Here is a 26,475-nt window from a genome sequence, read left to right as displayed (position 1 = left end):
TGACTCGCTATGAGCCTGCTGAGACGTCCGTCGGTGCGGCGGGGTCGGTGGCGGGTCGAGGGGCCGCCTTCGGCTGCGCGTCGACGCCGGCCTCGCGCCGCTGCTCGGGGCTGATGGGCGCCGGCGCCGCGGTCAGCGGGTCGTAGCCGCCGCCGGACTTCGGGAACGCGATGACCTCGCGGATCGAGTCCGCTCCGGCCAGCAGCGCCACGATCCGGTCCCAGCCGAACGCGATGCCGCCGTGGGGCGGCGCGCCGAAGGCGAAGGCGTCGAGCAGGAAGCCGAACTTCTCGGTCGCCTCCTCCTCGGAGAGCCCCATGACGGCGAAGACCCGCTTCTGGACGTCCTCGCGGTGGATACGGATCGACCCGCCGCCGATCTCGTTGCCGTTGCAGACGATGTCGTAGGCCCACGCCGGCGCCTCGCCGGGGTCGACGTCGAAGGTCTCGAGGTCCTGCGGGCTGGTGAAGGCGTGGTGGACGGCGGTCCAGGCGCCCGAGCCGACGGCCACGTCGCCCGCGGCCTGGGCCTCGGAGGCGGGCTCGAACAGCGGGGCGTCGACGACCCAGACGAAGCTCCACGCGTCAATGTCGATGAGGCCCAGGCGGTGGCCGATCTCGAGCCGCGCGGCGCCCAGCAGGGCGCGGGAGGACTTGGGCGGACCGGCGGCGAAGAAGACGCAGTCGCCGGGCTGTGCCCCGACGTGGGCGGCCAGCCCGGCCTTCTCGTCCTCGCTGATGTTCTTGCTGACCGGGCCGGTGAGCTCGCCGTCCGGCTGCACCAGGACGTAGGCGAGGCCCTTGGCGCCGCGCTGCTTGGCCCAGTCCTGCCAGGCGTCGAGCTGGCGACGGGGCTGGTCGGCGCCGCCGGGCATGACGACGGCACCGACGTACGGCGCCTGGAAGACGCGGAACGGGGTGTCGGCGAAGAACGCCGTGCAGTCGACGAGCTCCTGGCCCATGCGCAGGTCGGGCTTGTCGGAGCCGAAGCGCGCCATCGCCTCGGCGTACGCCATCCGCGGCAGCGGGGTCGGCACGTCGTGGCCGACCAGGCGCCACAGCGCGACGAGGATCTCCTCGGACAGGGCGATGACGTCGTCCTGGTCGACGAAGCTCATCTCGACGTCGAGCTGGGTGAACTCGGGCTGGCGGTCGGCGCGGAAGTCCTCGTCGCGGTAGCAGCGGGCGATCTGGTAGTACCGCTCGAGCCCGCCGACCATCAGCAGCTGCTTGAACAGCTGGGGGCTCTGGGGCAGCGCGTACCAGGACCCGGGCCGCAGCCGGGCGGGCACCAGGAAGTCCCGGGCCCCCTCGGGGGTGGAGCGGGTCAGCGTCGGGGTCTCGACCTCGACGAAGTCGTGGGCGGCGAGGACGCCGCGGGCGGCGGCGTTGACCTTGCTGCGCAGCCGCAGCGCGTGAGCGGGTCCGGCGCGGCGCAGGTCGAGGTAGCGGTGCCGCAGCCGGGCCTCCTCGCCCACCTCTCCCCCGGCGTGCCCGGACGCGTCGTCGACGGGGAACGGCAGCGGCGCGCTGGCGCTCAGCACCTCGAGGTCGGTGGCGACGACCTCGATCTCGCCGGTGGCGAGGGTCGGGTTCTCGTTGCCCTCCTTGCGGGCGACGACCTCGCCGACCACCTTCACGCAGTACTCGCTGCGCAGCGCGCCGGCGACCTCCTCGTCGCGGACGACGACCTGCACCACCCCGGAGGCCTCGCGCAGGTCGAGGAAGGCCACGCCGCCGTGGTCGCGGCGTCGCGCGACCCAGCCGGCGAGGGTGACGGTCTGGCCGACGTGCTCGGTGCGGAGGCTCCCGGCGTCGTGGGTGCGGATCACTGCTGCTCCTTCGCCTGCACGCGGGGGCGCAGGTCCTCGGTGGGTGGGGTCCAGGTGGCGGGGTCGGCGTCCTGCTGGTCGCCGGAACGGATGTCCTTGACCTGGTGCGTGCCGCCCTCGGCGTCCGCGGGGAACCAGACGTACGGGATGCCGCGGCGCTCGGCGTAGCGGATCTGCTTGCCGAACCGCTGCGCGGACGCGACGACCTCGCAGGGCACGCCACGGGCCCGCAGCGCCGCCGCGACGGCGTCGCTCGCGGGACGCGAGGCCTCGTCGGTGAGGGCGACGAGGACGGCGCTGGGCACCGACCGGTCGGTGCGCAGGCCGGTGCGGGTCACCAGCGGGACGACGACCCGGCTGACGCCGAACGAGATGCCGACGCCCGGGTAGGTGGTGCGACCGTCGGTGGCGAGCGCGTCGTACCGGCCGCCGGAGCAGATGGAGCCCAGCGACTCGAAGCCGTCGAGGCGGGTCTCGAACACGGTCCCCGTGTAGTAGTCGAGGCCGCGGGCGATCGAGAGGTCCGCCACCACGCGGGTGCGGTCGTCGACCAGGTCGGCGACGCCGGCGAGCAGGGCGGCGAGCTCGTCGAGCCCCTCGGCCAGCAGCGGGCTGCGCTCGCGGGCGTCGTCCCCGAGCACGCGGGCCACCTCGGCGGTGAAGGAGGTGTCCGGCGTCGCGATCGCGGCCAGCGCGAGGACGGTGTCGGCGGTGGGGCCGTCGAGGCCGGCGCCGACGAGGGCGTCGCGCACGGCGTCGGCCGGCAGCTTGTCGAGCTTGTCGACCTGCCGCATCACCTCGTCGACGAGGGCGGGCTCGGTGATCCCGAGCGCGGCGTACGCGCCGACGACCAGCTTGCGGTTGTTGACCTGGAGGGTGAATCCGGGCAGGAAGTCGAGGCGCCGCAGCGCGTCCACCATCACCCGGGTGACCTCGACGTCGTGGTGGGCGGGCAGCACGTCGCGCCCGACGACGTCGATGTCGGCCTGGGTGAACTCCCGGAAGCGCCCGTCCTGCGGTCGCTCGCCCCGCCACACCTTCTGGATCTGGTGGCGACGGAAGGGGAAGTCGAGGTGCCCCGCGTGCTCCAGCACGTAGCGGGCGAACGGCACCGTGAGGTCGAAGTGCAGCCCGAACCCGGCGTGCCCCTCCTCCGCGGTCTCGTGCAGGCGCCGCAGGAGGTAGACCTCCTTGGCGGTGTCGCCCTTGCGCAGCAGGACGTCGAGGGGCTCGACCGCACGCGTCTCGATGCCGCCGAAGCCGTGCAGCTCGAAGACCTCGCGCAGGGTGTCGAGCACCTGCTGCTCGACGGCCCGCTGCTCGGGCAGCAGCTCGGGGAACCCGCTGAGCGGGGTGGGCTTGCTCATGGGCTCACAGACCTCGGGTGACTCGTCCCGCGTCGTCCCCGCGCTGGAGGTCGAGCAGGTAGGGGTTGGTGGCGCGCTCGCGGCCGATCGAGGTCTGCTCGCCGTGGCCGGGCAGCACGACGACCTCGTCGTCCAGCGGCAGCACCTTGTCGGCCAGCGTGCGCAGCATCGTGTCGTGGTCGCCGCCGGGCAGGTCGGTGCGCCCGATCGAGCCCGCGAACAGCAGGTCGCCGGCGAACAGCACCTCGGAGACGCCGTCCCCGGGGTGGGGCGTGCGGAAGGTGACCGAGCCGCGGGTGTGGCCGGGGGTGTGGTCGACGGTGAAGGTGATCCCCGCGAGCTCGAGCGTGGTGGTGTCGTCGAGCAGCCGGACGTCGTCCGGCTCCACCCAGGTGTGCTCCTTGCCGCCCAGGAGCTGCGGCATCATCAGGCGGGTGTCCTCGCTCATCCCCGCGAGCGGGTCGGTGAGCAGGTGGCGGTCCTCGCCGTGGATCCAGGCGGTGGCGTCGTAGGCGCCGGCGACCGGGGTCACGCACCAGACGTGGTCGAGGTGGCCGTGGGTGGCCAGCACCGCGACGGGCTTCAGGCCGCGCTCGCGCACCACCTGCGCGACGCCCTCGGCGGCGTCCTTGCCCGGGTCCACCACCACGCACTCGCTGCGGTCGGCGGTGGCCACGACGTAGCAATTGGTGCCCCAGGGTCCGGCGGGGAAGCCTGCGATCAGCACCCGCCGCACACTACCGACCGGGCCGCCGGACGGAGGCGACGCCCACCGGCCGCGACCTCAGTAGAGTGAGCCCGTGACCAGCCACGAGTGGGGTCGGGTGGACGAGGACGGGACCGTCTTCGTGAGGACCGCGGACGGCGAGCGCGCCGTCGGTTCCTACCCGGCCGGCACACCCCAGGAGGCCCTTGCGTTCTTCACCGAGCGCTACGACGGACTCGCCTTCGAGGTCGAGCTGACCGAGAAGCGGGTCACCGGTGGGGTGGTCGGGCCGGACGAAGCCGCGGCCGCCGTCGCCCGGGTGCGCGGCCAGGTCGCGGGGGCGAACGCCGTCGGCGACCTCGACGGGCTGCTGGCGCGCCTCGACGCCCTCGGCGCCGTCATCGCCACCCAGCGGGAGGCCAAGCGGGCGGAGAAGGCGAAGGCGCAGGAGGAGGCCCGCGCCGGCAAGGAGGAGATCGTCGTCTCCGCGGAGCAGATCGCCGCCGGCACCGACTGGCGCCACGGGGCCAACCGGCTGCGCGACCTGCTGGAGAAGTGGAAGGCCCTACCCCGGCTGGACCGGCCGACCGACGACGCGCTGTGGAAGCGGTTCTCGGGCGCGCGGACGGCGTACACGAAGGCGCGCAAGGCCCACTTCGCGGAGCAGGACTCCAAGCGTGAGGGCTCCCGGGCCGTCAAGGAGCGGCTGGCCGCCGAGGCGGAGTCGCTCGCCGACTCCACCGACTGGGGCCCGACGTCGGGTCGCTACCGCGACCTGATGCGGGACTGGAAGGCCGCCGGCCCGGCGCCGCGCGACGTCGACGAGGCGCTGTGGCGCCGCTTCCGCGGGGCCCAGGACCAGTTCTTCGGCGCCCGGGACGCCGCGAACCGCGCGCAGGACGAGGAGTTCGGCGCGAACGCGGTCGTCAAGGAGGGCATCCTGCGCGAGGCCGAGGCGCTGGTGCCCGTCACCGACCTCGACGCCGCCAAGCGGGCGCTGCGCGACCTGGCGGACCGCTGGGACGAGGCCGGCAAGGTGCCCCGGGACCGGATGAAGGAGCTCGAGGGCCGCTTCCGCGCCGTCGAGACCGCGATCCGCGGCGCCGAGGACCAGCAGTGGTCGCGGTCGGACCCCGAGAAGTCCGCGCGGGCCGGGGACATGGTCTCCAAGCTCGAGTCCGCCATCACCGCCCTCGAGGCCGACCAGGAGCAGGCCCGGGCGGCCGGGGACGGCCGTCGGGTCGAGCGCATCGAGGCGGACCTCGCCTCGCGCCGGGCGTTCCTGGAGGCGGCGAGGCGGGCGTCCGCGGACTTCTCGTGACGCCCGACCCGGGAGCCGAGCCCGAGCGGCGCAGCCGCGGCCTCGACGCCCTGGACCTCCTCGACACCCCGGCCGAGGAGCGCTTCGACCGGTTCACCCGTCTCGCGCTGGTGCTCTTCGACGTCCCGATCGCCTCGATCACGCTCGTCGACGGCGAGCGGACGTTCTTCAAGTCGCTGACGCGCATCCCGCAGGTGCCGGAGCCGCCGGCGACCGACGACTTCTCCCTGGCGTGCGTCGAGTCCGGGGAGCTGCTGGTGGTGCCCGACGCCCGTGAGGACCCGACGTACGCCGGGGCGCCCACGGTCACCGGTGCGCCGCGGGTCCGGTTCTGGGCCGGTCAGCCCGTGCACGATGCCAACGGCACCGCGATCGGGACGCTGGCGCTGGCCGACCGACGGCTGCGGCCCTGGGAGGGTCGCGACGCCCAGCTGCTGCGGGAGCTCGCCCGCTGGGTGGACACCGAGCTGCAGACCGAGGGCGAGGCGCAGCGCGCGAGCGCCGTCCAGGAGGCACTGCTGCCGCCGCCGCTGGTGCTCGACGGGTACGACGCCGCGGCCGTCTGCCTGCCGACCTCCGTCGTCGCCGGCGACTTCTACGACCACGCGGGCTTCGGCGACACCGGGCACCTCCTCGCGCTCGCCGACGTCATGGGCAAGGGCACCGGCGCGGCGATCCTCACCGCCACCGTGCGCGCCTCGCTGCGCGCCGAGGCGACGGCGTACGCGCAGGGCCGCGTGGGGCGGCACGAGGCCGGTGCCGACCTCGGCACGGTGGTCTCGGCGGTGAACGCGCTGCTCGTCAGCGACCTCGCCGCGAGCGACGCCTTCGTGACCGGGTTCGTGGGGTGGCTCGACCCTGCCAGCGGCGACCTGCGCTGGGTCGACGCCGGTCACGGCCTCGCCATGGTCTGCCGCTCCGACGGCACCGTCGAGCCGCTCCGCGGCGGCGACCTGCCGCTGGGGATCACCAGCGACTGGACCTGGACCGAGTCGCGGGTCTCGCTGGCTCCGGGCGACTGGTTCGTCCTCACCAGCGACGGCCTGCTCGACCTCCTCGGCGGCACCTTCGAGCAGGTGGACGAGATCGCCCGGCTGGCCCTGGCCTCGGCGGACCCGGCCGCCCTGGTGCAGCAGGTCCGCGCGCTGGCCGACACCGACCCCGCGCGGGACGACGTCACCGTTCTCGCGATTCGGCGTACAAGGTCCTTGTAGGTACCTAGGGTCGAGGGGTGTCTCGGGACAGTCCCCCCTCCCCCGCACCCCAGTGGCTCATCCGGGTCGCGGTGCTGCTCACCGTCGTCCTCGGCGTGAACTACGTCGTGTGGCGCTGGCTCTTCTCCGTCAACTGGAACGCGTGGTGGATCGCGGTCCCGCTGATCGTGGCCGAGACCTACAGCATCATCGACGCGCTGCTGTTCGGGACGACCGTCTGGAAGGTCAAGCGGCGCGGGGCGGCCCCACCGCCGCCGCCGGACGCGACGGTCGACGTCTTCGTCACGACGTACAACGAGCCGCTGGACCTGGTGCAGAACACCGCGCTGGCCGCCCGCGACATCCACCACCCGCACCGCACCTGGATCCTGGACGACGGCTCGCGCACCGAGCTCCGTGACTGGGCCGCGGCGCACGGGATCGGCTGGATCCGCCGCAGCGAGGACTGGGTGGACCGTCCGCGGCACGCCAAGGCCGGCAACATCAACAACGCGCTGATGCAGACCGAGGGCGAGTTCCTGCTCATCCTCGACGCCGACCAGGTGCCCGTCCCGGAGATCCTCGACAAGACGCTCGGCTGGTTCACCGACCCCGAGGTCGCGCTGGTGCAGACCCCGCAGTACTTCGTGAACGTGCCGAAGCACGACCCGCTCGGCAGCCAGGCGCCGCTGTTCTACGGCCCCATCCAGCAGGGCAAGGACGGCTGGAACGCCGCGTTCTTCTGCGGCTCCAACGCCGTGCTGCGCCGCGAGGCGCTCATGCAGCTCGGGGTCTCGCGGTACGCCGCCGAGGTCGAGACCGCCGTACGACGGGCGCTCAAGACCTCCGACCGGGTGCTGCGCTCGGCGCGCGAGGAGCTCGACGAGGACGACGAGCGGCTGGTCGCGGCCATCGACGAGGTCGCCGCCGAGGTGCGGCACGCCCGCGCCGAGCTCGACCAGGGCGTGGCCCTGGCCGACGTCACCTACGGCTTCCAGCAGCGCATCGACGTCGTCAGCGACCGGCTCGTGGCCGACGACCTCACCGCCGTCCGCGCCGACCTCGAGGTCATCGCCGGCCTCGAGGGCGCGATCGCCCAGGAGTCGAGCCCGCTCGCCGTCCTCGACGAGGTCGCGCTCGACCGGGTCTCGCGGCGGGCCTGGTCGCCGCTCGGGGCGCTGGAGACGGTCCGGACGCTCATCGGCGCGGTCGACATGAGCCGCGACGACGAGGCGCAGCCGGTCATGCCGCTGGCGACGATCTCCGTGACCGAGGACATGGCCACCGCCATGCGCATGCACGCGATGGGCTGGCGCTCGGTCTACCACCACGAGGTCCTCGCCCACGGCCTCGCGCCCGAGGACCTCGGCTCGATGCTCACCCAGCGGCTGCGCTGGGCCCAGGGCACGATGCAGGTGATGTTCCGGGAGAACCCCCTGGTCGTGAAGGGGCTCTCGATCCCCCAGCGGCTCATGTACTTCTCCACGATGTGGAGCTACCTGTCCGGCTTCGCGGCCGTGGTCTACGTGACCGCGCCGGTGCTGTACCTCACCTTCGGCGTGCTGCCGGTGCAGTCGCTGTCGAGCGAGTTCTTCGCCCGGCTGATCCCGTTCCTCCTCGTCAACCAGCTGATGTTCCTGGTCGTGGGCAAGGGGGTGCCGACCTGGCGCGGGCAGCAGTACTCGCTGGTGCTGTTCCCGACCTGGATCAAGTCGGTGACCTCGGCGTTCGGCAACGTGTTCCTGGGCCGCCACCTCGACTTCTCGGTGACGCCGAAGGAGCGGCCCGTCACCGACGGACCCCAGTGGCACCTGGTGAAGCCGCAGCTGATCGTGATGGGGGCGCTCGTCGTCGCCGTCGGTCTCGGCATGGTCCGGCTCGCCGTCGGCCAGGCCGACCCCCTCGGGATCTGGGCCAACGTGGCCTGGGTCCTCTACGACCTCCTCATCTTCAGCGTCGTCATCCAGGCCGTGCTCTACCGCGGTCCGGAACCCGAGACCGAACCCCAGACCCAGCCCCAGCCCAAGGAAGGGAGCGCCCCGTGAGCGACTTCGAGGTCACGGTCACCGACGACGGCGTCGGTGTCGTCCGCCCGCTCGACCGGCTCACCATGGTGTCGGCCAAGCGGTTCACCGGCCACGTGGCCGACCTGATCGGCGGCGGCACGTCGCGGATCGTCGTCGACCTGTCCGGCACCGGCTTCGTCGACTCGTCCGGACTGGGCGCACTGATCGCCGGCCTCAAGTCGGCCCGCCAGGCGGGCGGCGACCTGCGGCTCGCCGCGCCCACCGAGCAGGTCCTGACCATCCTGTCGCTGACCAACCTCGACAAGGTCCTGCGCCCCCGGGACAGCGTGGCGGACGCGTTCTGATGGACGCCGAGCTCGTGCGCTCGATCCGGCTCCCGGGCCGGGTCGAGAGCGTGGACACCGTCGGGCAGGAGCTCGCCGAGGTGTGGCGCGACGTCCCCGACGTCTCCTCCGCCGACCGCACGCGCGTCGAGACGGCGCTGGTGGAGGTGGTCGGCAACGTCGTCGAGCACGCCCTCGCCGGCCGCGGCGGCAGCGAGGTCGTCGTCGAGCTCCACGTCAACGCTCGCGAGATCCTCGCCGAGGTCGCCGACGACGGGTCCGCGCTGGAGGTCGACCCTGCCGGCGCGACCATGCCCGCCGCGGACGCCACCGGCGGGCGCGGCCTCGCCCTGGCCGTCCTGGTCACCGACGAGCTGCACTACCGGCGCGACGGCGAGACGAACCGGTGGCGGCTGCGCTGGCAGCGGGGGGACCTCCCGTGACCACCGCCCTCCCCCGGCTGCTCGCCCGCCTGCCGGTCCGTCTGCTGGGCGTGCTGCTCGCCCCTCTCCTGCTGCTCGTGCTGGCGCCGGTGACCCCCGCCGCGGCGGCCGACCCGGTCGAGCCCCCGTCGGACGGGCCCTACTTCGGTCCTCAGCTCGACTGGACCGACGACTCCGCCTCCCAGTACGCCGACCGCCTGGGCGCCCGGCCGTCCGTCTACGCCCAGCAGGTCGCCTACCCGCTCGCCGCGCCCGACGTCACGGTGCTGGAGCAGTTCGCGCAGCAGGCGGCGCAGCAGGGTGCGCTCGCCGAGCTGACGCTCGAGCCGTCGGTGCCCCTCGAGGAGCTCACGGCCGAGGACGCCGAGGACCTCGTCGACACGCTCGTCGACGTCCACGAGCAGTACGACTCCACGGTGCTGCTGCGGTTCGCGCCCGAGATGAACGGCTCCTGGACCCCGTGGGGCCAGGAGCCCGGCGCGTACGTCGACGCCTTCCGCGAGGTCGCGGACGTGGTCCACGCCTCCGCCCCGGACGCGGCCATGGTCTGGGCGCCGTCGTACGGCTCGGGCTACCCGTTCACAGGCAGCTCGGGGCGCATCGAGGGCCTGGGCGACCGCGACCTGGAGCGGCTCGACACCACCGGCGACGGCCTGGTCGACGCCGCCGACGACCCGTACGGGCCCTACTTCCCGGGCACCGACGCCGTCGACTGGGTGGGCCTGTCGATCTACCACTACGGGGTGCGGCTCGACACCGGCGAGCGCGACGACGAGGACGAGGGCCTCGACGAGGAGACCAACACCGTCCCCGAGCCCGGCGCCTACGCGGCCCGGCTCGACGAGGCCGCCGGGTACGGCGACGACCGGGTCCGTGAGAGCTTCTACTCCCGGTTCGCCGAGGCCCTCGACAAGCCGATGGCGGTCCGCACCGGCGCGTTCTACGACCCCGACGCCTCCGGCGACGACGGACCCCTGGACATCAAGCGCACCTGGTGGCGCCAGGTCATCGACCCCGACCTGCGGTCGTCGTACCCGCGGATCGCGCTGGTCAGCTGGCTCGAGGTCCGCCGCGCCGAGGCCGAGACCGGCGACTCCGTCGTCGACTGGCGGGTCACCCACACGTCCACGCTCGCCGACGCGCTGCTGGGTGACCTGCGCGCCGCGGACGTCGACCTCGGCCCGGTCACCCGCGTCATCGACCAGCAGACGTCGAACGAGGCGAGCAACCAGTACCTGCTCGACGGCATCGACGCCGGGGACCAGATGGGGTGGATCACCGCCCTCGTCGTCCTCGCGTTCGTGACGCTGCTGGTCTCGGGGCTGGTCGGCCGGTTCGTCCCGTCGTGGCGCTACCCCACCCCCGACGACCCCCGCGACCAGCGGCTCGACCTGCTGCGCGGCTGGATCATCGTCGCCGTCGTCGTGACCCACATCGAGGTCGCCGGGCCGTACAGCTACGTGGCCCGCAACGCCATCGGCGCCATCACCGGCGCCGAGCTGTTCGTGCTGCTGTCCGGGATCGTGCTCGGGATGGTCTACCCCGTCGCCGTCCGCCGCCAGGGTGAGTACGTCGCCGCCGTCCAGGCCCTGCTCCGCGCCCGCAAGCAGTACCTGACGGCCCTGGTCGTCGTCGTGCTGGTCTTCCTGATCTCCCTGCTGCCGTTCGTCGACGCCTCGGTGATCACGACCTTCACCGACCGCGGCACCGGCTCCGGCGGGCCGGAGGCCAGCGGCCAGGTCTACGACCTGTACGTCAACGCGCCGCGGCTGTTCGACTACCCGCCGCCCTGGTACGCCGTCCGCCAGCTCCTGCTGCTCGAGATGGGCCCCTGGGTCTTCAACATCATGGGCCTGTTCGTCGTGCTGTCGCTGTTCGTCCCCGCGCTGATGTGGCTGATCCAGCGCGGCTACTGGTGGGCCGTGCTGCTCGGCAGCGCCGCGCTCTACGGGCTCGACCGCTGGGTGGGCCTCGACCTCCTGCCGTCGCAGTTCGACGACGTCTTCCCGCTGGCGATCTGGCAGGTCCCGTTCTGCGTCGGCCTCGTCGTCGGCCGCTACCGCCGCGAGATCACCCGGGCGCTCACCAGCCGGGCCGGCGTCGTCGCCGTGACGGTCGCGCTCGGTGCGTACGCCGCGACCCTCGGCGTGCTGTGGCTGCAGCACGGGTCGGCGTACGACTGGCTCTACCCGAACCTCTACCAGCGCACCGAGCTGCAGGGCGGGCGGCTGCTCGACCTGGCGCTCGTCATCGTCGTCGCCTACGCGCTGCTGACCTGCGTCTGGAAGCCGATCGCCGGCGTCGCCGGCTGGTTCCTGGTCCCGCTGGGCCGGGTGAGCCTGTACGTCTTCATCGTCCACGTCTTCTTCGTGCTCGCCGTCGGCAACGTCCCCGGCCTCGACCGCACCAGCTGGTGGCAGGGCTTCCTCGTGCACACCGTCGTGCTGGCGATCATCTGGGTGATGGTGAGGAAGAAGTTCCTGGCGAGGGTGATCCCGGCGTGAGCGGGGCACCCTGCGGCTCACCACGCTAGGTGGGTGAGCCGACGCCTGGCGCGGTGGGCTCACCTCGCTCACCGGCGACTCACCACGCTAGGTGGGTGAGCCCACGGGACCGGCCCGGAGCCGGACCGGCGGCGCTCAGGCCGTGACGCGGTAGGCGTCGAAGACGCCGGGGACGGTGCGGACCGCGCGCAGCACCGAGTCGAGGTGCTTCGCGTCGGCCATCTCGAAGGTGAACCGGCTCTTCGCGACGCGGTCGCGGGTGGTCGACAGGCTCGCCGACAGGATGTTCACGTGGACGTCGGAGAGCGCCATCGTGATGTCCGAGAGCAGACGGGCACGGTCGAGCGCCTCCACCTGGATGTTCACCAGGAACACCGACTGCGCGGTCGGCGCCCACTCCACCGCCAGCAGCCGCTCCGGCTTGCTGGTCAGCGCGCTGGCGTTGGTGCAGTCGCCGCGGTGCACCGAGACCCCGCCGCCCTTGGTCACGAACCCCAGGATCGGGTCCGGGGGCACCGGGGTGCAGCACTTGGCGAGCTTGACCCACACGTCGGGGGCACCGGCGACGATGACGCCCGGGTCCCCCGCCGCCGCGGGCTTCGACCGGCCGCGGCGGCCGGTGATCGTGACGGCCTCGGCGAGGTCCTCGGCGGCCCCGGCGTCGCCGCCGTGCAGCTCGATCACGCGACGTACGACGGCCTGTGCGGAGAGGTTCGCCTCGCCGACGGCGGCGTACAGCGCCGTGACGTCGCCCAGGTGGAAGTGGGTCGCGGCCTCGGTGAGGGTCTCGTGGGACATCAGCCGCTTGAGGGGCAGGCCCTCCTTGCGCATGAGGCGGGCGATCTGGTCCTTGCCGCGCTCGATGGCCTCGTCGCGGCGCTCCTTGGTGAACCACTGCCGGATCTTCGAGCGGGCCCGCGGCGACTTCACGAAGCCGAGCCAGTCGCGCGACGGTCCCGCGTTCGCCGCCTTCGAGGTGAAGACCTCGACGTTGTCGCCGTTGTCGAGCTGCGACTCCAGCGGCACCAGACGGCCGTTGACGCGCGCGCCGATCGTGTGGTGGCCGACCTCGGTGTGGACGGCGTACGCGAAGTCGACGGGGGTGGCGCCGGCGGGCAGCGCGATCACGTCGCCCCGCGGGGTGAAGACGTAGACCTCGGTCTGGTTGACCTCGAAGCGGAGGGACTCGAGGAACTCCCCCGGGTCGGCGACGTCGCTCTGCCAGTCGAGCAGCTGCTTGACCCACGTCATGTCGTCGAGGTCGCCGCGACGCTCGGTGTCGGCACCCGAGCGGCCGTCCTCCTTGTACTTCCAGTGCGCCGCGACGCCGTACTCCGCCCGGCGGTGCATGCCGTAGGTCCGGATCTGGAGCTCGACCGGCTTGCCCTGCGGGCCGATGACCGTGGTGTGCAGGGACTGGTACATGTTGAACTTCGGCAGCGCCACGAAGTCCTTGAAGCGGCCGACCACCGGGTTCCAGCGGTGGTGCAGGACGCCGAGCACGGCGTAGCAGTCGCGGTCCTGCTCGACGAGGACGCGGATGCCGACCAGGTCGTAGATGTCGGTGAACTCGCGGCCGCCGACGATCATCTTCTGGTAGATCGAGTAGTAGTGCTTCGGCCGGCCGGTCACGGTCGCCTTGATGCCCGCGGCCTTGAGGTCGGCCTCGACCTCGCTGATCACCTGGGCGAGGAACTGGTCGCGGGACGGCGCGCGCTCGGCGACCAGGCGCACGATCTCGTCGTAGATCTTCGGGTGCAGGGTCGCGAACGCGAGGTCCTCGAGCTCCCACTTGAGGGTGTTCATGCCCAGCCGGTGCGCCAGCGGGGCGTAGATGTCGAGGGTCTCGCGGGCCTTGCGCTCCTGCGTCTCCGGCTTGACGTAGCGCAGTGTGCGCATGTTGTGCAGGCGGTCGGCCAGCTTGATGACGAGCACCCGGATGTCCCGGGCCATCGCCACGATCATCTTGCGCAGCGTCTCGGCCTGCGCGGAGTCGCCGTACTTGACCTTGTCGAGCTTGGTGACGCCGTCCACGAGCTGCGCGACCTCGTCGCCGTACTCCTTGCGCAGCTGCTCGAGGGTGTACTCGGTGTCCTCGACGGTGTCGTGGAGCAGCGACGCCACCAGCGTCGGCTCGGTCATGCCGATCTCGGCGAGGATCGTCGTCACCGCGAGCGGGTGGGTGATGTAGGCGTCGCCGCTCTTGCGGGTCTGGTGGGCGTGCAGCCGCTCGGCGGTGGTGTACGCCCGCTCGAGCAGGGCCAGGTCGGCCTTGGGGTGGTGGACCTTGACCGCCTTGAACAGCGGGCCGAGCACCGGGTTGTCGCCCGCGCCGCTCCGCGTGCCGATCCGCGCGAGGCGGGCGCGCATGCCGCGGGCGGAGGTGACCGGCTCCGGGGCGGGCCGCGGCGGCTCGGGAGCCGCTCCCCGGGTCGCGTCGTGCGCAGTGGTGTCCCGCGGCTCGGTGGCGGTCCCGGAGGGAGCGCGCCCGGTGTCGTCGGTCACGCCTCCAGTGTAGGCGCGTCCCGGACGCTCAGACCGCGAGCAGGCAGGTGAGCGGGATGTCGCCCAGCGACTCGCGCCCCGGGAGGAACGTCAGCTCCATCAGCATCGCCACCGAGGTGGTCGCCGCACCGCACCGGTCGACGAGCTCGCGGGTCGCCGCGAGCGTGCCGCCGGTCGCCAGGACGTCGTCCACGAGGAGGACGCGGTCGCCCGCGCCGAGGGCGTCGGTGTGGATCTCGAGGGTGGCCTCGCCGTACTCGAGGGAGTAGGAGACGGCGTACGTCTCCCGCGGCAGCTTGCCGGCCTTCCGGACGGGGACCAGGGGGACGCCGAGCGCGAGCGCCACGGGGGCGGCGAGCAGGAACCCGCGGGCCTCCATGCCGACGACGGCGTCCACGTTCGTGGCGCCGTCGGCGTCGCGGCCGGCCGCGGCGAGGGCCTCGACGACGTCACCGAGCGCCGCCGGGTCGGCGAGCAGCGGGGTGATGTCCTTGAAGACGACACCCGTCGTGGGGAAGTCGGGGACGTCGACGACGAGCCGCCCCATCGCCTCCTGCGCCCGGTCGAGCGCGGCTGCGGCGTCGGTGCCGCGGTCGCTCACTCAGAGCTCCTTGCGGGTGTCGTCGGTGGTCTCGACGTGCGCGTCGGGTGCCGGCTCGTCCAGCGGCGCCTTCTCGGGCACGACGGACGCGATGGCCGCCCGGGCCACGGTGACGACGACGCCGTCGGCGATGCGGACGTCGACCCGCTCGGGGTCGTCGGTGGCGGCCAGCGTCCCGAAGATGCCGGACGTCAGCATCACCTCGGAGCCGACGGACAGCGCCGACTGCATCTGGCGCTGCTGCTTGGCGCGCTTGGACTGCGGCCGGATCACCAGCAGGTAGAAGATCGCGACGATCGCGATGATCGGCAGAAGGGCCGAGAACTGCTCCACGGGTAGACCTCTCACAAGCGGGCGGGACCGTCCGAGTCTAGGAGAGGGCTGTCCGCGCCCCGCATCGCCGTACGACCCCCCGGAGCGACGACGGAGGCGATCACTGCCTGTCAGCGACAGTGATCGCCTCCGTTCACGCGAACCGGTCTCGGTCGAGCGGGTGCTCAGCCCTCGAAGAGCGTGCTGTCGCCGCCGGTGACGACGGGCGGGGTGAGGCCGAGGTGGGCCCAGGCCGCGGGGGTGGCGACCCGGCCGCGGGGGGTGCGGGCGAGCAGGCCCTGCCGGACGAGGAAGGGCTCGGCGACCTCCTCGACGGTCTCGCGCTCCTCGCCGACCGCGACGGCGAGGGTGGAGACCCCGACGGGGCCGCCGCCGAAGCGGCGGCAGAGCACGTCGAGCACGCCGCGGTCGAGGCGGTCGAGGCCGGACTCGTCGACCTCGTAGAGCTCCAGGGCGGCCCGGGCCGCACGCTCGTCGACGACGCCGTCCGCCTTGACCTGCGCCCAGTCCCGGACCCGGCGCAGGAGCCGGTTGGCGATGCGGGGCGTGCCGCGGGAGCGGGAGGCGATCTCGGCGGTCCCCTCCGGGGTGACGTCGACGCCCAGCAGGTCCGCGGAGCGGCGGACGATGAGGTCGAGCTCGGCCGGCTCGTAGAACTCGAGGTGCGCCGTGAACCCGAAGCGGTCGCGCAGCGGACCGGGCAGCAGCCCGGCCCGGGTGGTGGCGCCGACCAGCGTGAACGGCGGGATCTCCAGCGGGATCGCGGTGGCGCCGGGGCCCTTGCCGATGACGACGTCGACGCGGAAGTCCTCCATCGCGACGTACAGCATCTCCTCGGCCGGGCGGGCCGTGCGGTGGATCTCGTCGATGAAGAGGACGTCGCCCTCGTTCATGCCCGACAGGATCGCGGCGAGGTCGCCCGCGTGGGTGAGGGCAGGGCCGCTGGTGATGCGCAGGGGTGCGCCCATCTCGGCGGCGATGATCATCGCCAGCGTGGTCTTGCCGAGCCCGGGCGGGCCGGAGAGGAGCACGTGGTCGGGGGCGCGGCCGCGCATGCGGGCGGCCTCGAGGACGAGCCCGAGCTGCTCGCGCACCCGCACCTGACCGACGACCTCGTCGAGGGAGCGCGGACGCAGCGCCGCCTCGACGGCCCGCTCGTCCCCGTCGGCGTCGGCCGACACGAGGGAACGCAGGTGGCCGGTCTCGGCCGCCACGAGCGCGTCGAGGTCGGGGTCGGGCCCGGTCCGGTCCACCGGGTCAGGCCCTGCTCAGCGCGCGGAGCGCGGCGCGGAGCAGCGCGCCGACGTCGGGGGTCGGTCCGGCCTGGTCGGCGACGACGTCGACGGCGCGGTCGGCCTCCTTGGCGGACCAGCCGAGCCCCACGAGGCCCTCGTGGACCTGGCTGCGCCACGCGTCGCCGGGGGCGACCGCGACGCCCGCGCCGGTGGTCGCGACCACGCCGGTGGGCGGGCCGATGCGGTCCTTCAGCTCGAGGATGATGCGCTGGGCGCCCTTCTGGCCGATCCCGGGGACGGCGGTGAGGCGCTTGACGTCCTCGCCGGCGATGGCGCGGCGCAGGTCGTCCGGACCCAGGACCGCGAGCATCGCCTGGGCCACCTTGGGGCCGACCCCGGAGGCGGTCTGGGCGAGCTCGAAGCAGTCCCGCTCGTCGTCGGTGGCGAAGCCGAACAGCGTCAGGGAGTCCTCCCGGACGACGAGCGACGTCGCCAGCGTGGCCTCCTGGCCGACGCGCAGCCCCGCGAGGGTGCCGGGGGTGCAGGCGAGGTGCAGGCCGATGCCTCCGACCTCGACGACGGCTCCGGTCAACGACACGGCGAGGACGGGGCCGCGGACGCTGCTGATCATCGTGCTCCTCCCGAGCGGGCGAGGGCGGCGTCGAGCCGCGCCTGGGCGCCTCCGCGCCAGATGTGGGTGATGGCGAGCGCGACGGCGTCCGCCGCGTCGGCGGGCTTCGGGGCCTCGGGGATCCGGAGGATGCGGGCGACCATCATGCCGACCTGCGCCTTGTCGGCGCGGCCGTTGCCGGACACCGCGGCCTTGACCTCGCTCGGGGTGTGGGTGGCCACCGGGATGCCGCGACGCGCCGCGACGACCAGGGCGATGCCGCTGGCCTGGGCGGTGCCCATCACCGTCGAGACGTCGGAGCGCGCGAAGACCCGCTCCACGGCGACGGCGTCGGGGCGGTGCTCCTCGATCCACTCCGCCAGGCCGGCCTCGATGGTGACGAGACGGGTGGCGATCGGGACGCCCGCCGAGGTGCGGATGACGTTCGCGTCGACCAGCCGCAGCGGTCGTCCGACGTCCCCCTCGACCACGCCGACCCCGCACCGGGTCAGCCCGGGGTCGATCCCGAGCACGCGCATGCGCCACCTCTCGCCGTACGAACACCTGTTCGCACACGCTAGCGGCCCGCGCCGACGCCGCCGGCACGACACGCGCTCAGGCGTCGACGGTCGCCATCACCTCGTCGGAGACGTCGAAGTTCGCGTAGACGTTCTGGACGTCGTCGAGGTCCTCGAGGGCCTCCACCAGCCGGAACACCTTCGGGGCGGCCTCGGCGTCGAGCTCGACCTGGGCGTCGGGGACGAAGGAGGCGTCGGCGGAGTCGTAGTCGAACCCGGCCGCCTGCAGGGCGGTGCGGACGCCGAGGAGGTCGGTGGCCTCCGAGATGACCTCGAAGGACTCCCCCAGGTCGTTGATGTCGTCGGCGCCGGCCTCGAGCGTCGCCTCGAGGACGTCGTCCTCGGCGAGGGTGCGGCCGTCCTGCTCCTGCGGGACGACGACGACGCCCTTGCGGTGGAAGAGGAAGGACACCGACCCCGGGTCGGCGAGCGTGCCGCCGTTGCGGGTCATGGCGGTGCGGACCTCCATGGCGGCCCGGTTCTTGTTGTCGGTCAGGCACTCCACGAGCAGCGCGACACCGCCCGGGCCGTAGCCCTCGTACATGATCGTCTGGTAGTCGGCGCCACCCGCCTCGGCGCCGGAGCCGCGCTGCACGGCGCGCTCGATGTTGTCCTTCGTCACCGAGGACTTCTTGGCCTTCTGGATGGCGTCGTACAGCGTCGGGTTGCCCGCCGGGTCACCGCCGCCCATCCGGGCCGCGACCTCGATGTTCTTGACGAGCTTGGTGTTCATCTTGCTGCGCCGCTGGTCGACGACGGCCTTCTTGTGCTTCGTGGTCGCCCACTTGGAGTGGCCTGACATCCCTCGTCCCTTCGTCGTCGCGGCGCGTCGGCCGGGGTCACCGACCCCCGCCGTGTCCGACGATCCTACCGACCGGCGGGCCGAGCCCGAGGCCGCTCCGACCGGCCACCGGGGAGCCTCACGTGCCCGTGCCGCAGACGAAGTTGGCGATCAGCAGGCCGGTGTTGGTGAAGCTCCGGGTCCTGATCGGGCTCGACTCGAGCACCGCCCCGGTCAGGCGGGTGGTGACCCGCGCCTGGTAGCTGGTGTTCTGCAGCAGGGTGAGACCGCCGCCGCTCCAGCTCGCCGTCGCCGTCGTGGCGCCGACGGTCATCAGGACGTCCGCGCCGATCTTCTGCTCGGGCGCCACGTCGGTCCGGTAGATCCGGACGACGTACTCGACCGTGCCCCGCGGCGGGGCGGCCACGAGCGGGGTGGTGAACGTGATCGTCGACGCCGGGTTCAGCACGGGCCCGGTCGTCGAGCAGGACACCGCATTCGCAGGGGCGGGTCGGAACGTCCCCGCCCCGACCACCCCGGTCGTGGTGGCGGCCGTGTCGGTGAACAGCGCCCCGGTCGGTCGGACGACGGCCGGCACCACGAGGAGGAGCACCCCCGCCAGGAGGGCGGCCAGCGCCACGGGCGCCGGGCGGCGGACGGGCGTCACGACGTCTGGGTGAGGACGGCCCGGAACACCAGCGTGCCGGACTTGTCCTGGTTGCCGTCACCGGCGGTCGTGGCCAGCCCGATGCGCAGGCACAGCGTGTCCGAGCCGCCGGCGGCCAGCGACCGGGACGCGGTCAGGAGCGGGAGCTCGGCGGTGGTGCTCACGAGCCGCTCGGGCCCGACGGCGGTGCCGGAGCAGGTGTCCTGCACCGGGTACGTCGTGTCCTCGACGGGCGCGCCGGTGTACGCCTGCACGAGCACGGCGTCGTTGAGGTAGGTCCAGGTCGAGCCGCGCAGGACGGCCAGGGTGTAGGTGCCGGGCGGGTCCCCCACGTTGCGCAGGGTCAGGGGGTAGGCCTCGTACTCGCCCGGGGTCCGTCCGGCGAACGCGATGCTGCTCTTCGTCCAGCCCGTGTTGAGCCCGGTGGCCTGGTTGTCGTCGACGCGCAGGTCCAGCGTGCCGGCGCGCAGCGTCCCGGTCGTGACGTTCGCCGTGTCGTTCCAGAAGGCGTACGTCCCCGCGCCGCCGGCGCCGACCCCGAGGGCGGCCACGAGGGCGAGGGCGAGGGCCGTCCGGTGACGGGAGCCCCCCGGGCGGGTGCGCGTCTCCGCGCGGTGGCGGCTCACGGTGCCACCTCCTGTCTCTCGCGGTCGGGGACGGGACTGTCGTGCTCGGGGTGCGGGTCGTCGTCGCGGCGTCGGAGGAGGGCGAGGCCGACCCCCACCATCAGCAGCCCGAGGAGCAGGGACAGCAGCCCGAGGGAGGAGCCGGTCCCGGGCAGCAGGCCGTCCCCGGACCCGTCCTGGTCGGCGCTCTCGGCGCCCGGTCCACCGCTGCCCGGGCCCTCGCCACCGGGCCCGCCGGGCCCCTCGCCACCCGGGCCGAGGCCCCGGTCGTCCTCGGTGAGCCGGACGCGCAGCCGCAGGTCGGCGGCCTCCGTCATCGTGCGGTTGCCGGCGTCGGACCGCATCCCGACGCGTACGTCGACCCTCCGGGTGGCGCCGGGATCGAGGATCCCGGCCTCCAGGGACCGGCCCGTCGCGAGCGGCGTCCAGGTCGACCCGGTCGACCCGGTCGACCCGGTCGACCCGGCGCGGGCCTCGACCGTGAGCCAGGACGGCAGGACCGCGTTCTCCGGCACCTCGACGGCGAGCAGGGCGGGGTCGGTGGCCTCGTTGCGGACCCACCACGAGGTGCTGCGCCGGTCCCCCGGGACCCAGCGGAGCGACGCCGCGAAGAGCGGCCCCTCCAGTGCGTCGGCGTAGTCCTGGCCGTCGGCGCTGAGCCCGACGGGCCCGTCGACGGGGTCGGCGTACGCCGTCCCGGGGGCCGCGAGGAGGAGCGCCGCGAGCAGGGGCACGAGGAGGAGCGCGGGCCTCACGACGTGGCCCCCCGCCGCCGGCGACGGCGGTCGCGGAAGCCGCCGACGCCCATGACGAGGGCGTAGACGACCAGCCCCGCGCCGACGCCGTACGACGCCCACTGGCGCTGACCTCCGGACAGCCAGCTGTTCAGGTGCCCCAGCCACGGCACGGCGTACCAGACCGCGCCCTTGACCTGCACCGGCTGGACCGGGTCGGTGTCGACGGCGTCGTTCGCGTCGCCGCGGGTGCGGAAGAAGCGCTCGCCGTCGACCGTGCCGGTCGCGACCGCCACGATCCGGTGCGTGACCACGGTCGACTCGCCCGAGGAGCGCTGGTAGGTGATGACGTCGCCGACCGCGAGGTCCTCGGCCCGCTCCGGCCGGACGACGACGAGCGTGCCCGGCGGGTAGGTGGGCGTCATCGACCCGGTCAGCACCGTGTACGGCGTCGCGCCCGCGGCCCTGGGCACGAGCACGGCCACCACGACGACGGCGGCAGCGGCCAGGACGACCGTCCAGCACGCACCGGACCAGAGCACGGACAGCACCCGACGCCGCCGGTGCCGGCCGTGCGACGCCGTCCGGGGGGAGGGGACGGCGTCGCCGGTCGGCACGGCGGGCGCCGGGGCCGTGGTCGTCATCGTCAGCCGGGTCGGGACCGTGCCGACCTCAGGGGGTCGCGTCGGTCTGGGTCAGCACGATCGAGACGCCGGAGAGGTCGAGGACCTGCTCCTGGGAGTCGTTGTCGACGGCGGCCCCGAACGGGAAGTCGATCTCGAGGTCGACGTTGAGGGTGCTGTTGTTGTCCCCGCCGCCGATGGTGGTCACGGGGTCGCCGGCCGCATCGGTGGCCGTCAGCTCCGTCTCGACGAAGGGCGCCAGGGTGCCGGACCCGTCGCCACCGACCGCGGACAGCGTGGCCTGGATGTTGTTGCCCACCGCGACGACCGTGTAGTCGGCGGTGTAGGTCAGGACGTCGCCGGGGACGAGCACGACGTCGGTGTCCGGGTCGTCCACGGCGGTCCCGTTGAGCTCCCAGACCCCGGTGCCGACCGCATCGAGCGCGAGCTCGCCAGCCTCGACCTGACCGCCCTCGACGTCGGCCGTGGCGTTCCAGTAGGCCAGCGAGCCCGCACCCCCCGTGAGGACGACGACCGCTGCTCCGGCCGCCAGGACGGACTTGGTGGACTTTCTCATCGGGCGCTCCCGGGATCGGGCCGCGCGACTCCGGGCGCGCGGCAGGTGCCCAAAGGTAGGCCGATACAACTATCTCTGTCAGCGTCTTCCGGGTAAAACTTGTGGTGAGCACATGATTGGGTCCGTCAGGTGGCGGTGACGCTCACTGTCGTGGTCGTCACGTTCGCGAAGGCGTCGGTGGCCACGACGGTGAGGGTGTACTCACCGCGGTCCCGGTAGACGTCCTCGACCGAGCCCGGGACCGTCCACCGAAGGCCGTCCCTCGTCGTGCTGGTCGTCGCCGCCGCCTGGGGACAGGAGCCGCTCGCGGGCTGGTCCGTGAACCGCGTGCCGTTCCAGCAGCGCGTCGTGGCCCGGGGACCGGTCCCGACGACCGTCAGCGCCCAGACCACCGAGGAGACGCCGGCGGCGTCCGTCGCGGTCCCGCAGGCGGGCACGTCGGACCCGCAGCCGCGGCTGACCTCGCGGCGCAGGGCGTTCGCCCCGCCGCGGAAGCCGTCCGGCGGCTCGCCCACCGCCACGACGGGACCGGTGCGGTCGGCGGCGAACGTGCGCCTGGACGACTCCGCCCGCCAGTGGTCGCCGAACGTCGCCCGCACGGCGTAGTGGACGGTGCCCCCGACACGGGACGGGTCGTCGCACGCGAGGGCCGCGCCGTCGGCGACCGTCACCGAGCAGGTCAGGACCGGCGTGCCACCGGTCGCCCCCGCGTACCGGTAGACCTCGTAGGCCGTCGGCACGCCACCCAGGGTGCCCACACGGGACGCCGCCCAGCTGACCCGGGTCAGTCCGGTGCCGGACCGCTGCGCGACCGTCGGCGTCGCCGGCGTCGTCATCGACCCCGACGTGACGGTGCCGCTGTCGACGCTCGCACGGTCGGTGAAGGCCGCCCGGGTCGCGGGGACCCAGCCGAGCCCGACCAGGAGCAGGGTGACCACGAGGGCCGACAACCCCGCGCGGGAGGTCACGGCGTGGTCACCTGGGTGGCGTCCAGCCGCACCGTGACCGAGCCCGACGTCCGGCCCTGGTAGGCGTCGTCGGTGCTGGTGGGCAGGGTCGCGAGGACGCAGAGGTCCCGCGTGCTCCCCCGGTCGGCACGCACCGACCGGCCCGGGAGGAGCCGCGTGCCGCCGGTGCACGTCTCGGTCCGCGGGTAGGTGGTGTCGTCCGCGGAGGCACGCCCGCCCAACCACAGCTCGACGGTCAGCGCCGGGCCGAGTCCACCCCCGGTGGTCACGGTCGGGGTCCAGTCGAGGTCGGCGTCCCCGCCGTTGGCCACGCTCAGCGTCGCCGCCGTGCTCTCCCCCGGCACCATGCCCTCCAACGCCAGGTCCGGTCGGGCGTGGGTGGTGTCCAGCCCCGTCCGCCCGTCGACCACGAGGTCGAGCCGTCCGGAGGTGAACCCGTCGCCGGCCACGGTGGACCGGTCGGTCCAGGCGGCCAGGGTCGTGCCCGCCGTGGGGACCAGGAGCAGCACCGCACCGACGCCCGCCGCCAACGGCGCGGCCCGGCTCCCCGGACGCGACCCGGACCGCCCCCCTGCGGTCCGGGCCGCGCGGTGCCGCCCGCTCACGCCGGCACCCCCGGGCCGGCACGGCGGGCGGGCCGGTCGCGGCGCCGGCTCGCACCGGCTCTCGCGAACGACACCAGGGCGTAGGTCCCGAGCCCACCGGCCAGGACGGTCGTGAGCAGCCTCCGCTGCTCGTGGGCGAGGGCCTGGGAGACGTACCCCAACCAGGGAACGGCGTACCAGACCTCGCCACGGACCTGCTGCTCGAGCACGGGAGCGGCATCCGGGACCGGGTTGGCGTCGCCCTGGGTGAGGAACACCCGGCCGTCGTCCCCCCGGCGGGTGCCGATGACCCGGTGCGTCACGACCTCGGGCTCGCCGGAGCGCAGCTGGTAGGTCAGCACCGTGCCGATCTCGATGTCGGCGGGCGCCACCGGCCTGACGACGACCAGCGTGCCGACCGGCAGCTCGGGGGTCATCGACCCCGTGAGGACGGTGTACGGCGTCGACCCGGTCACTCGCGGGACCACGACGGCAACGACCACCACGATCCCGGCGAGCAGGAGCAGCGACACCCCCAGCGCCCGCGCGAGGCGGGCGCCCGCCCCCGCCGGGGCGCGGTGGCCGGCCCTGTTCCGGCCGGCCACCGCGGTCAGCCGGAGGCTCGCGCAGTCGTCGCCTGCGTCGCCGTCAGCGTGATGTCGCCGAGCCGGATCGACCTCAGCATGGAGTCGTTGTCGACCTCGTCGGCCTTGAGCGGCACGGCGATCGTGATGCTGGCCTCGAGGGCGTCGCCGTCCTCGAGCAGCACCGGCTGCCCGAAGTCGACCTCCTGTCCCCCGCGGGACAGACCGCCCTCGACCTGCAGGTCGTCGACGGCCATCGTGGTCCCGCCCAGCCCACCGCCGGTCACGCCGAAGACGGACCGCAGGTTGTCGCCCTCGGCGTCCACCCTGATCGTGCAGCTGCGGCTGACCTCGTCGCCCGGCACGAGCCGGTCCGTGTCCGGGTCGAACGCCTCCCCCGAGACGCCCTCCACCGTGTTGCTGACGAACCAGCCCGCGCTGTCGCACTCGGCGGCGTCGATGGCCAGCCGACCGCTGTCCAGCTGTCCTCCCGGCACCACGTCGGTGCTGTTCCAGTAGGCCAGCGAGCCGGCGCCTCCGAGCAGCAGGACCGCCGCTCCTCCGGCCAGCATCCCCCTCTTGACGTGCGTGTTCACCACGCGTACCCCCCCAGGTAGTGCCGGGAACCGAGACGTCCCGGGCGCACATCCAGGGTGATGTATCACCTACCTGCGTGCGGCGGTTTCCGTGGGGTTTTTACCGTGACGTGACGAGATTTTGCCCTGGCGCCGGTCAGGCCGCGTCGCCGGCAGGGCCCGCGAGCGCCTGCCCGCGGACGAGCAGGACCCGCTGCACGACGGTGACCGTGCTCGCCGCGGCCAGCACCCACAGGGTGAGGAACAGCAGGAACGGCAGCGAGAAGATGGCCGACAACCCGGTCATGACGAGGATCGCGACCAGCCGGTCGGCGCGCTCGGCGATGCCGCCCTTGGCCTGGTAGCCGAGCGACTCGGCCTTCGCCCGCGCGTACGACGTCACCGAGCCCATCACGAGGCACACCAGGCTGAGCACGAGGTAGAGGGTCGAGTCGCCGGGCCCGGCGAAGTACAGCGCCAGCCCGCCGAAGATCGCGCCGTCGCCGACCCGGTCGAGCGTGGAGTCCAGGAAGGCGCCGAAGGGGCTGGTCCGACCGGTGAGCCGGGCCATGTGGCCGTCGACGAGGTCGGAGAACACGAAGGCCGTGATGACCAGGACGCCGGTCAGGAGCATGCCCTGAGGGAAGAAGACGAGGGCACCGGCCACGACGCCGAGCGTGCCGACGACCGTGACGGCGTCCGGGCTGACCCCGAGCCGGATCAGCAGGTGCGCGATCGGCGAGACCAGGCGGGTCCAGAACCCGCGGAAGCGTTCGAGCATGGTGGGAGGAGGCTAGCGAGGGGCCCGGCTCGTCACCGAGCCGGCCTCAGGCGCCGACCCAGGAGGCGGCGAGCAGGTCGCGGGTGTCGGTGAGGAGCTCGGGCAGGGTCTTGGTGCGCCCGATGACCGGCATGAAGTTCTGGTCCCCCGGCCAGCGCGGGACGACGTGCTGGTGCAGGTGGGCGGAGATCCCGGCGCCGGCGATGGCGCCCTGGTTCATGCCGAGGTTGAACCCCGCCGCCCCGGAGACCGCCCGCAGGGTCCGCATCGCCTGCCGGGTCAGGTCGGCGATCTCGGCGGCCTCGGGGTCGGTGGTCTCGGTGTAGTCCGCGATGTGCCGGTAGGGGCAGACCATGAGGTGGCCGGGCGCGTACGGGTAGAGGTTGAGCACCACGAAGCACAGCTCGCCGCGCAGGACGACCAGGCCGTCCTCCCCCGCCGTCGGGATGCGGCAGAAGGGGCACTCCCCCTCGCTGGCGTCGGACGGCTTGTTCTCGCCGCGGATGTACGCCATCCGGTGCGGCGTCCACAGCCGGTCGAGGTCGTCGGGCTCGCCGATGCCGTCCTGGACGAGGGTCTCGTCCTCCTGCCCGTCGCCGGTGCTCACGTCGCCGGTGCTCACGTCGCCTGGCCCGCGGCGGCGAGCAGGTCCTCGACCCGCTGGTCGGGGTCGAGCTCGATGCCGAGGCGTCGTCCGAAGCCCTGGAGCAGGTGCCACGCGGACTCCGTGACCATGGAGACGAACACCGGGGCCGACGGGGTGCGCACGGGCCGCGACATCCAGCGACGGACGGCGGCGAACACGGCACCCACCAGGCCGAAGACCAGGGGGTCGACGGCGGCGCGCTCGTCGTCGCTCGGCTCGAGGCCGAGGAGGTCGATGGCGGTGGTGATCAGGTCGGCCACCTGGCCGGCGATCCGCGCGAGGCCCTCCTGCAGCGGGTCCTCCTCACCCGCCGACGAGTCGGTCTCGGCGAAGCGGTGCAGGGACGGGTGGGCGACGGTCCACCCGACGTACGTGGACACGATGCGCTCGGCGATCTCGGGGATCGTGCCGTCGAGCGTGACCTCCGGGATCAGCGCGGCCCAGAGCCGGTCGAGGATCTCGGCGCGCACGGCGCGGTCGAGGTCGGCCCGGTCGTCGAAGTGGCGGTAGACGACGGTGCGCGACAGGCCCGCGCGCTCGGCGATCTCCTGCACGTGGACGTCGACGCCGGGCGCGGCGGCCTCGAGCGTCTCGAGGGCGGCGTCGAGGATCTGCTCGCGGCGCTCCTCGTTGTGGCGGTTCCAGCGCAGCTGGCGCCCGTCGGCGGGCTGCTTGGTCGCCATCACACCCCGTCCCGGTCGCGTCGTGCCGCCCCATGTCGTCCACGTGCCGATCAGGTGCGCGGCGTCCGC

At 73.5% G+C, this 26,475-nt stretch carries 28 protein-coding genes; 6 read left to right on the top strand and 22 right to left on the bottom strand.

Features of this window, described 5'->3' with window-relative positions:
• Window positions 1-7 precede the first annotated feature (7 nt).
• Genes aspS through Q0858_RS19700 form a run of 3 tightly spaced genes read right to left on the bottom strand, consistent with a single transcriptional unit; the run spans window position 8 to window position 3,925 of the window.
• Window positions 8-1,831, bottom strand: a complete 1,824-nt coding sequence (gene aspS / locus Q0858_RS19710) for an aspartate--tRNA ligase (protein WP_299058064.1) — start codon at window positions 1,829-1,831, stop codon at window positions 8-10.
• Window positions 1,828-3,198 (bottom strand): histidine--tRNA ligase, encoded by a 1,371-nt coding sequence (hisS, locus tag Q0858_RS19705; RefSeq protein ID WP_299058062.1) that lies wholly within the window; start codon window positions 3,196-3,198, stop codon window positions 1,828-1,830. The genes aspS and hisS overlap by 4 nt, the downstream gene beginning before the upstream one ends.
• 4 nt (window positions 3,199-3,202) lie before the next feature.
• Complete coding sequence (locus tag Q0858_RS19700) at window positions 3,203-3,925, bottom strand: MBL fold metallo-hydrolase (RefSeq protein WP_299058060.1); 723 nt, start codon at window positions 3,923-3,925, stop codon at window positions 3,203-3,205.
• Window positions 3,926-3,998: 73 nt separating this feature from the next.
• Here Q0858_RS19700 and Q0858_RS19695 point away from each other — a divergent pair, with 73 nt between their 5' ends.
• From Q0858_RS19695 to opgC, 6 genes are read left to right on the top strand one after another with little or no spacing between them, the layout of a single operon-like run.
• Window positions 3,999-5,225 (top strand): DUF349 domain-containing protein, encoded by a 1,227-nt coding sequence (locus tag Q0858_RS19695; RefSeq protein WP_299058058.1) that lies wholly within the window; start codon window positions 3,999-4,001, stop codon window positions 5,223-5,225.
• Window positions 5,222-6,439 (top strand): GAF domain-containing SpoIIE family protein phosphatase, encoded by a 1,218-nt coding sequence (locus Q0858_RS19690; protein WP_299058057.1) that lies wholly within the window; start codon window positions 5,222-5,224, stop codon window positions 6,437-6,439. Before Q0858_RS19695 ends, Q0858_RS19690 begins: the two co-directional genes overlap by 4 nt.
• 17 nt (window positions 6,440-6,456) lie before the next feature.
• Window positions 6,457-8,463, top strand: coding sequence for a glycosyltransferase family 2 protein (locus Q0858_RS19685; RefSeq protein WP_299058055.1), 2,007 nt, complete (start codon window positions 6,457-6,459; stop codon window positions 8,461-8,463).
• Window positions 8,460-8,789, top strand: coding sequence for an STAS domain-containing protein (locus Q0858_RS19680; protein WP_299058053.1), 330 nt, complete (start codon window positions 8,460-8,462; stop codon window positions 8,787-8,789). The genes Q0858_RS19685 and Q0858_RS19680 overlap by 4 nt, the downstream gene beginning before the upstream one ends.
• Entirely contained in the window at window positions 8,789-9,211 is a 423-nt protein-coding gene (locus tag Q0858_RS19675) for an ATP-binding protein (protein ID WP_299058051.1), read from the top strand. The genes Q0858_RS19680 and Q0858_RS19675 overlap by 1 nt, the downstream gene beginning before the upstream one ends.
• Window positions 9,208-11,715 (top strand): OpgC domain-containing protein, encoded by a 2,508-nt coding sequence (gene opgC / locus Q0858_RS19670; RefSeq protein ID WP_299058049.1) that lies wholly within the window; start codon window positions 9,208-9,210, stop codon window positions 11,713-11,715. The genes Q0858_RS19675 and opgC overlap by 4 nt, the downstream gene beginning before the upstream one ends.
• 135 nt (window positions 11,716-11,850) lie before the next feature.
• On the opposite strand, the gene Q0858_RS19665 is transcribed toward opgC, so the two are convergent.
• The 19 genes from Q0858_RS19665 to Q0858_RS19575 all read right to left on the bottom strand — a co-directional run bounded on the left by Q0858_RS19665 (window position 11,851) and on the right by Q0858_RS19575 (window position 26,406).
• Window positions 11,851-14,085, bottom strand: coding sequence for a bifunctional (p)ppGpp synthetase/guanosine-3',5'-bis(diphosphate) 3'-pyrophosphohydrolase (locus tag Q0858_RS19665; protein ID WP_299058153.1), 2,235 nt, complete (start codon window positions 14,083-14,085; stop codon window positions 11,851-11,853).
• 163 nt (window positions 14,086-14,248) lie between these two features.
• On the bottom strand, window positions 14,249-14,767 hold the full coding sequence (locus Q0858_RS19660; RefSeq protein ID WP_299058152.1) for an adenine phosphoribosyltransferase: 519 nt from the start codon (window positions 14,765-14,767) through the stop codon (window positions 14,249-14,251).
• 54 nt (window positions 14,768-14,821) lie between these two features.
• Window positions 14,822-15,154 (bottom strand): preprotein translocase subunit YajC, encoded by a 333-nt coding sequence (yajC, locus tag Q0858_RS19655; RefSeq protein WP_299058047.1) that lies wholly within the window; start codon window positions 15,152-15,154, stop codon window positions 14,822-14,824.
• 164 nt (window positions 15,155-15,318) lie between these two features.
• Window positions 15,319-16,368, bottom strand: coding sequence for a Holliday junction branch migration DNA helicase RuvB (ruvB, locus tag Q0858_RS19650; protein ID WP_299058151.1), 1,050 nt, complete (start codon window positions 16,366-16,368; stop codon window positions 15,319-15,321).
• Window positions 16,369-16,411: 43 nt separating this feature from the next.
• Window positions 16,412-17,020, bottom strand: a complete 609-nt coding sequence (gene ruvA / locus Q0858_RS19645) for a Holliday junction branch migration protein RuvA (RefSeq protein WP_299058045.1) — start codon at window positions 17,018-17,020, stop codon at window positions 16,412-16,414.
• Window positions 17,017-17,538: a crossover junction endodeoxyribonuclease RuvC gene (gene ruvC / locus Q0858_RS19640; RefSeq protein ID WP_299058043.1), complete on the bottom strand. Its 522-nt coding sequence runs from the start codon at window positions 17,536-17,538 to the stop codon at window positions 17,017-17,019. Before ruvC ends, ruvA begins: the two co-directional genes overlap by 4 nt.
• 76 nt (window positions 17,539-17,614) lie before the next feature.
• Entirely contained in the window at window positions 17,615-18,379 is a 765-nt protein-coding gene (locus tag Q0858_RS19635) for a YebC/PmpR family DNA-binding transcriptional regulator (RefSeq protein ID WP_299058041.1), read from the bottom strand.
• A 118-nt stretch (window positions 18,380-18,497) separates the two neighbouring features.
• The gene (locus Q0858_RS19630) at window positions 18,498-19,025 is read right to left on the bottom strand and encodes a hypothetical protein (protein WP_299058038.1); all 528 of its coding nucleotides are present in this window, start codon (window positions 19,023-19,025) and stop codon (window positions 18,498-18,500) included.
• Window positions 19,022-19,651: a TasA family protein gene (locus Q0858_RS19625; protein ID WP_299058036.1), complete on the bottom strand. Its 630-nt coding sequence runs from the start codon at window positions 19,649-19,651 to the stop codon at window positions 19,022-19,024. Before Q0858_RS19625 ends, Q0858_RS19630 begins: the two co-directional genes overlap by 4 nt.
• On the bottom strand, window positions 19,648-20,406 hold the full coding sequence (locus Q0858_RS19620; RefSeq protein ID WP_299058034.1) for a hypothetical protein: 759 nt from the start codon (window positions 20,404-20,406) through the stop codon (window positions 19,648-19,650). The genes Q0858_RS19625 and Q0858_RS19620 overlap by 4 nt, the downstream gene beginning before the upstream one ends.
• Window positions 20,403-21,029 carry a signal peptidase I gene (locus Q0858_RS19615; protein WP_299058031.1) on the bottom strand — a complete coding sequence of 209 codons (627 nt, stop codon included), beginning with the start codon at window positions 21,027-21,029 and terminating at the stop codon, window positions 20,403-20,405. The genes Q0858_RS19620 and Q0858_RS19615 overlap by 4 nt, the downstream gene beginning before the upstream one ends.
• 28 nt (window positions 21,030-21,057) lie before the next feature.
• On the bottom strand, window positions 21,058-21,585 hold the full coding sequence (locus tag Q0858_RS19610) for an alternate-type signal peptide domain-containing protein (RefSeq protein ID WP_299058029.1): 528 nt from the start codon (window positions 21,583-21,585) through the stop codon (window positions 21,058-21,060).
• A gap of 125 nt (window positions 21,586-21,710) precedes the next feature.
• The gene (locus Q0858_RS19605) at window positions 21,711-22,553 is read right to left on the bottom strand and encodes a hypothetical protein (protein ID WP_299058027.1); all 843 of its coding nucleotides are present in this window, start codon (window positions 22,551-22,553) and stop codon (window positions 21,711-21,713) included.
• Entirely contained in the window at window positions 22,550-23,158 is a 609-nt protein-coding gene (locus Q0858_RS19600; RefSeq protein WP_299058025.1) for a hypothetical protein, read from the bottom strand. Before Q0858_RS19600 ends, Q0858_RS19605 begins: the two co-directional genes overlap by 4 nt.
• Window positions 23,155-23,742, bottom strand: coding sequence for a signal peptidase I (locus tag Q0858_RS19595; protein WP_299058024.1), 588 nt, complete (start codon window positions 23,740-23,742; stop codon window positions 23,155-23,157). Before Q0858_RS19595 ends, Q0858_RS19600 begins: the two co-directional genes overlap by 4 nt.
• Window positions 23,743-23,747: 5 nt before the next feature.
• Entirely contained in the window at window positions 23,748-24,320 is a 573-nt protein-coding gene (locus Q0858_RS19590; RefSeq protein ID WP_299058023.1) for an alternate-type signal peptide domain-containing protein, read from the bottom strand.
• Between the two features lie 133 nt (window positions 24,321-24,453).
• Window positions 24,454-25,077, bottom strand: coding sequence for a phosphatidylinositol phosphate synthase (gene pgsA / locus Q0858_RS19585; RefSeq protein WP_299058021.1), 624 nt, complete (start codon window positions 25,075-25,077; stop codon window positions 24,454-24,456).
• 46 nt (window positions 25,078-25,123) lie between these two features.
• Window positions 25,124-25,684, bottom strand: coding sequence for an HIT domain-containing protein (locus Q0858_RS19580; protein WP_299058019.1), 561 nt, complete (start codon window positions 25,682-25,684; stop codon window positions 25,124-25,126).
• An 11-nt stretch (window positions 25,685-25,695) separates the two neighbouring features.
• On the bottom strand, window positions 25,696-26,406 hold the full coding sequence (locus Q0858_RS19575; RefSeq protein WP_299058017.1) for a TetR/AcrR family transcriptional regulator: 711 nt from the start codon (window positions 26,404-26,406) through the stop codon (window positions 25,696-25,698).
• Between the last annotated feature and the right edge of the window lie 69 nt (window positions 26,407-26,475).

This window comes from uncultured Nocardioides sp. (assembly GCF_947489365.1).
In the GTDB taxonomy this organism is placed as follows: Bacteria; Actinomycetota; Actinomycetes; order Propionibacteriales; family Nocardioidaceae; genus Nocardioides.
Note: the sequence above shows the minus strand (reverse complement) of the source record. Positions and strands in the feature narration are given on the sequence as shown.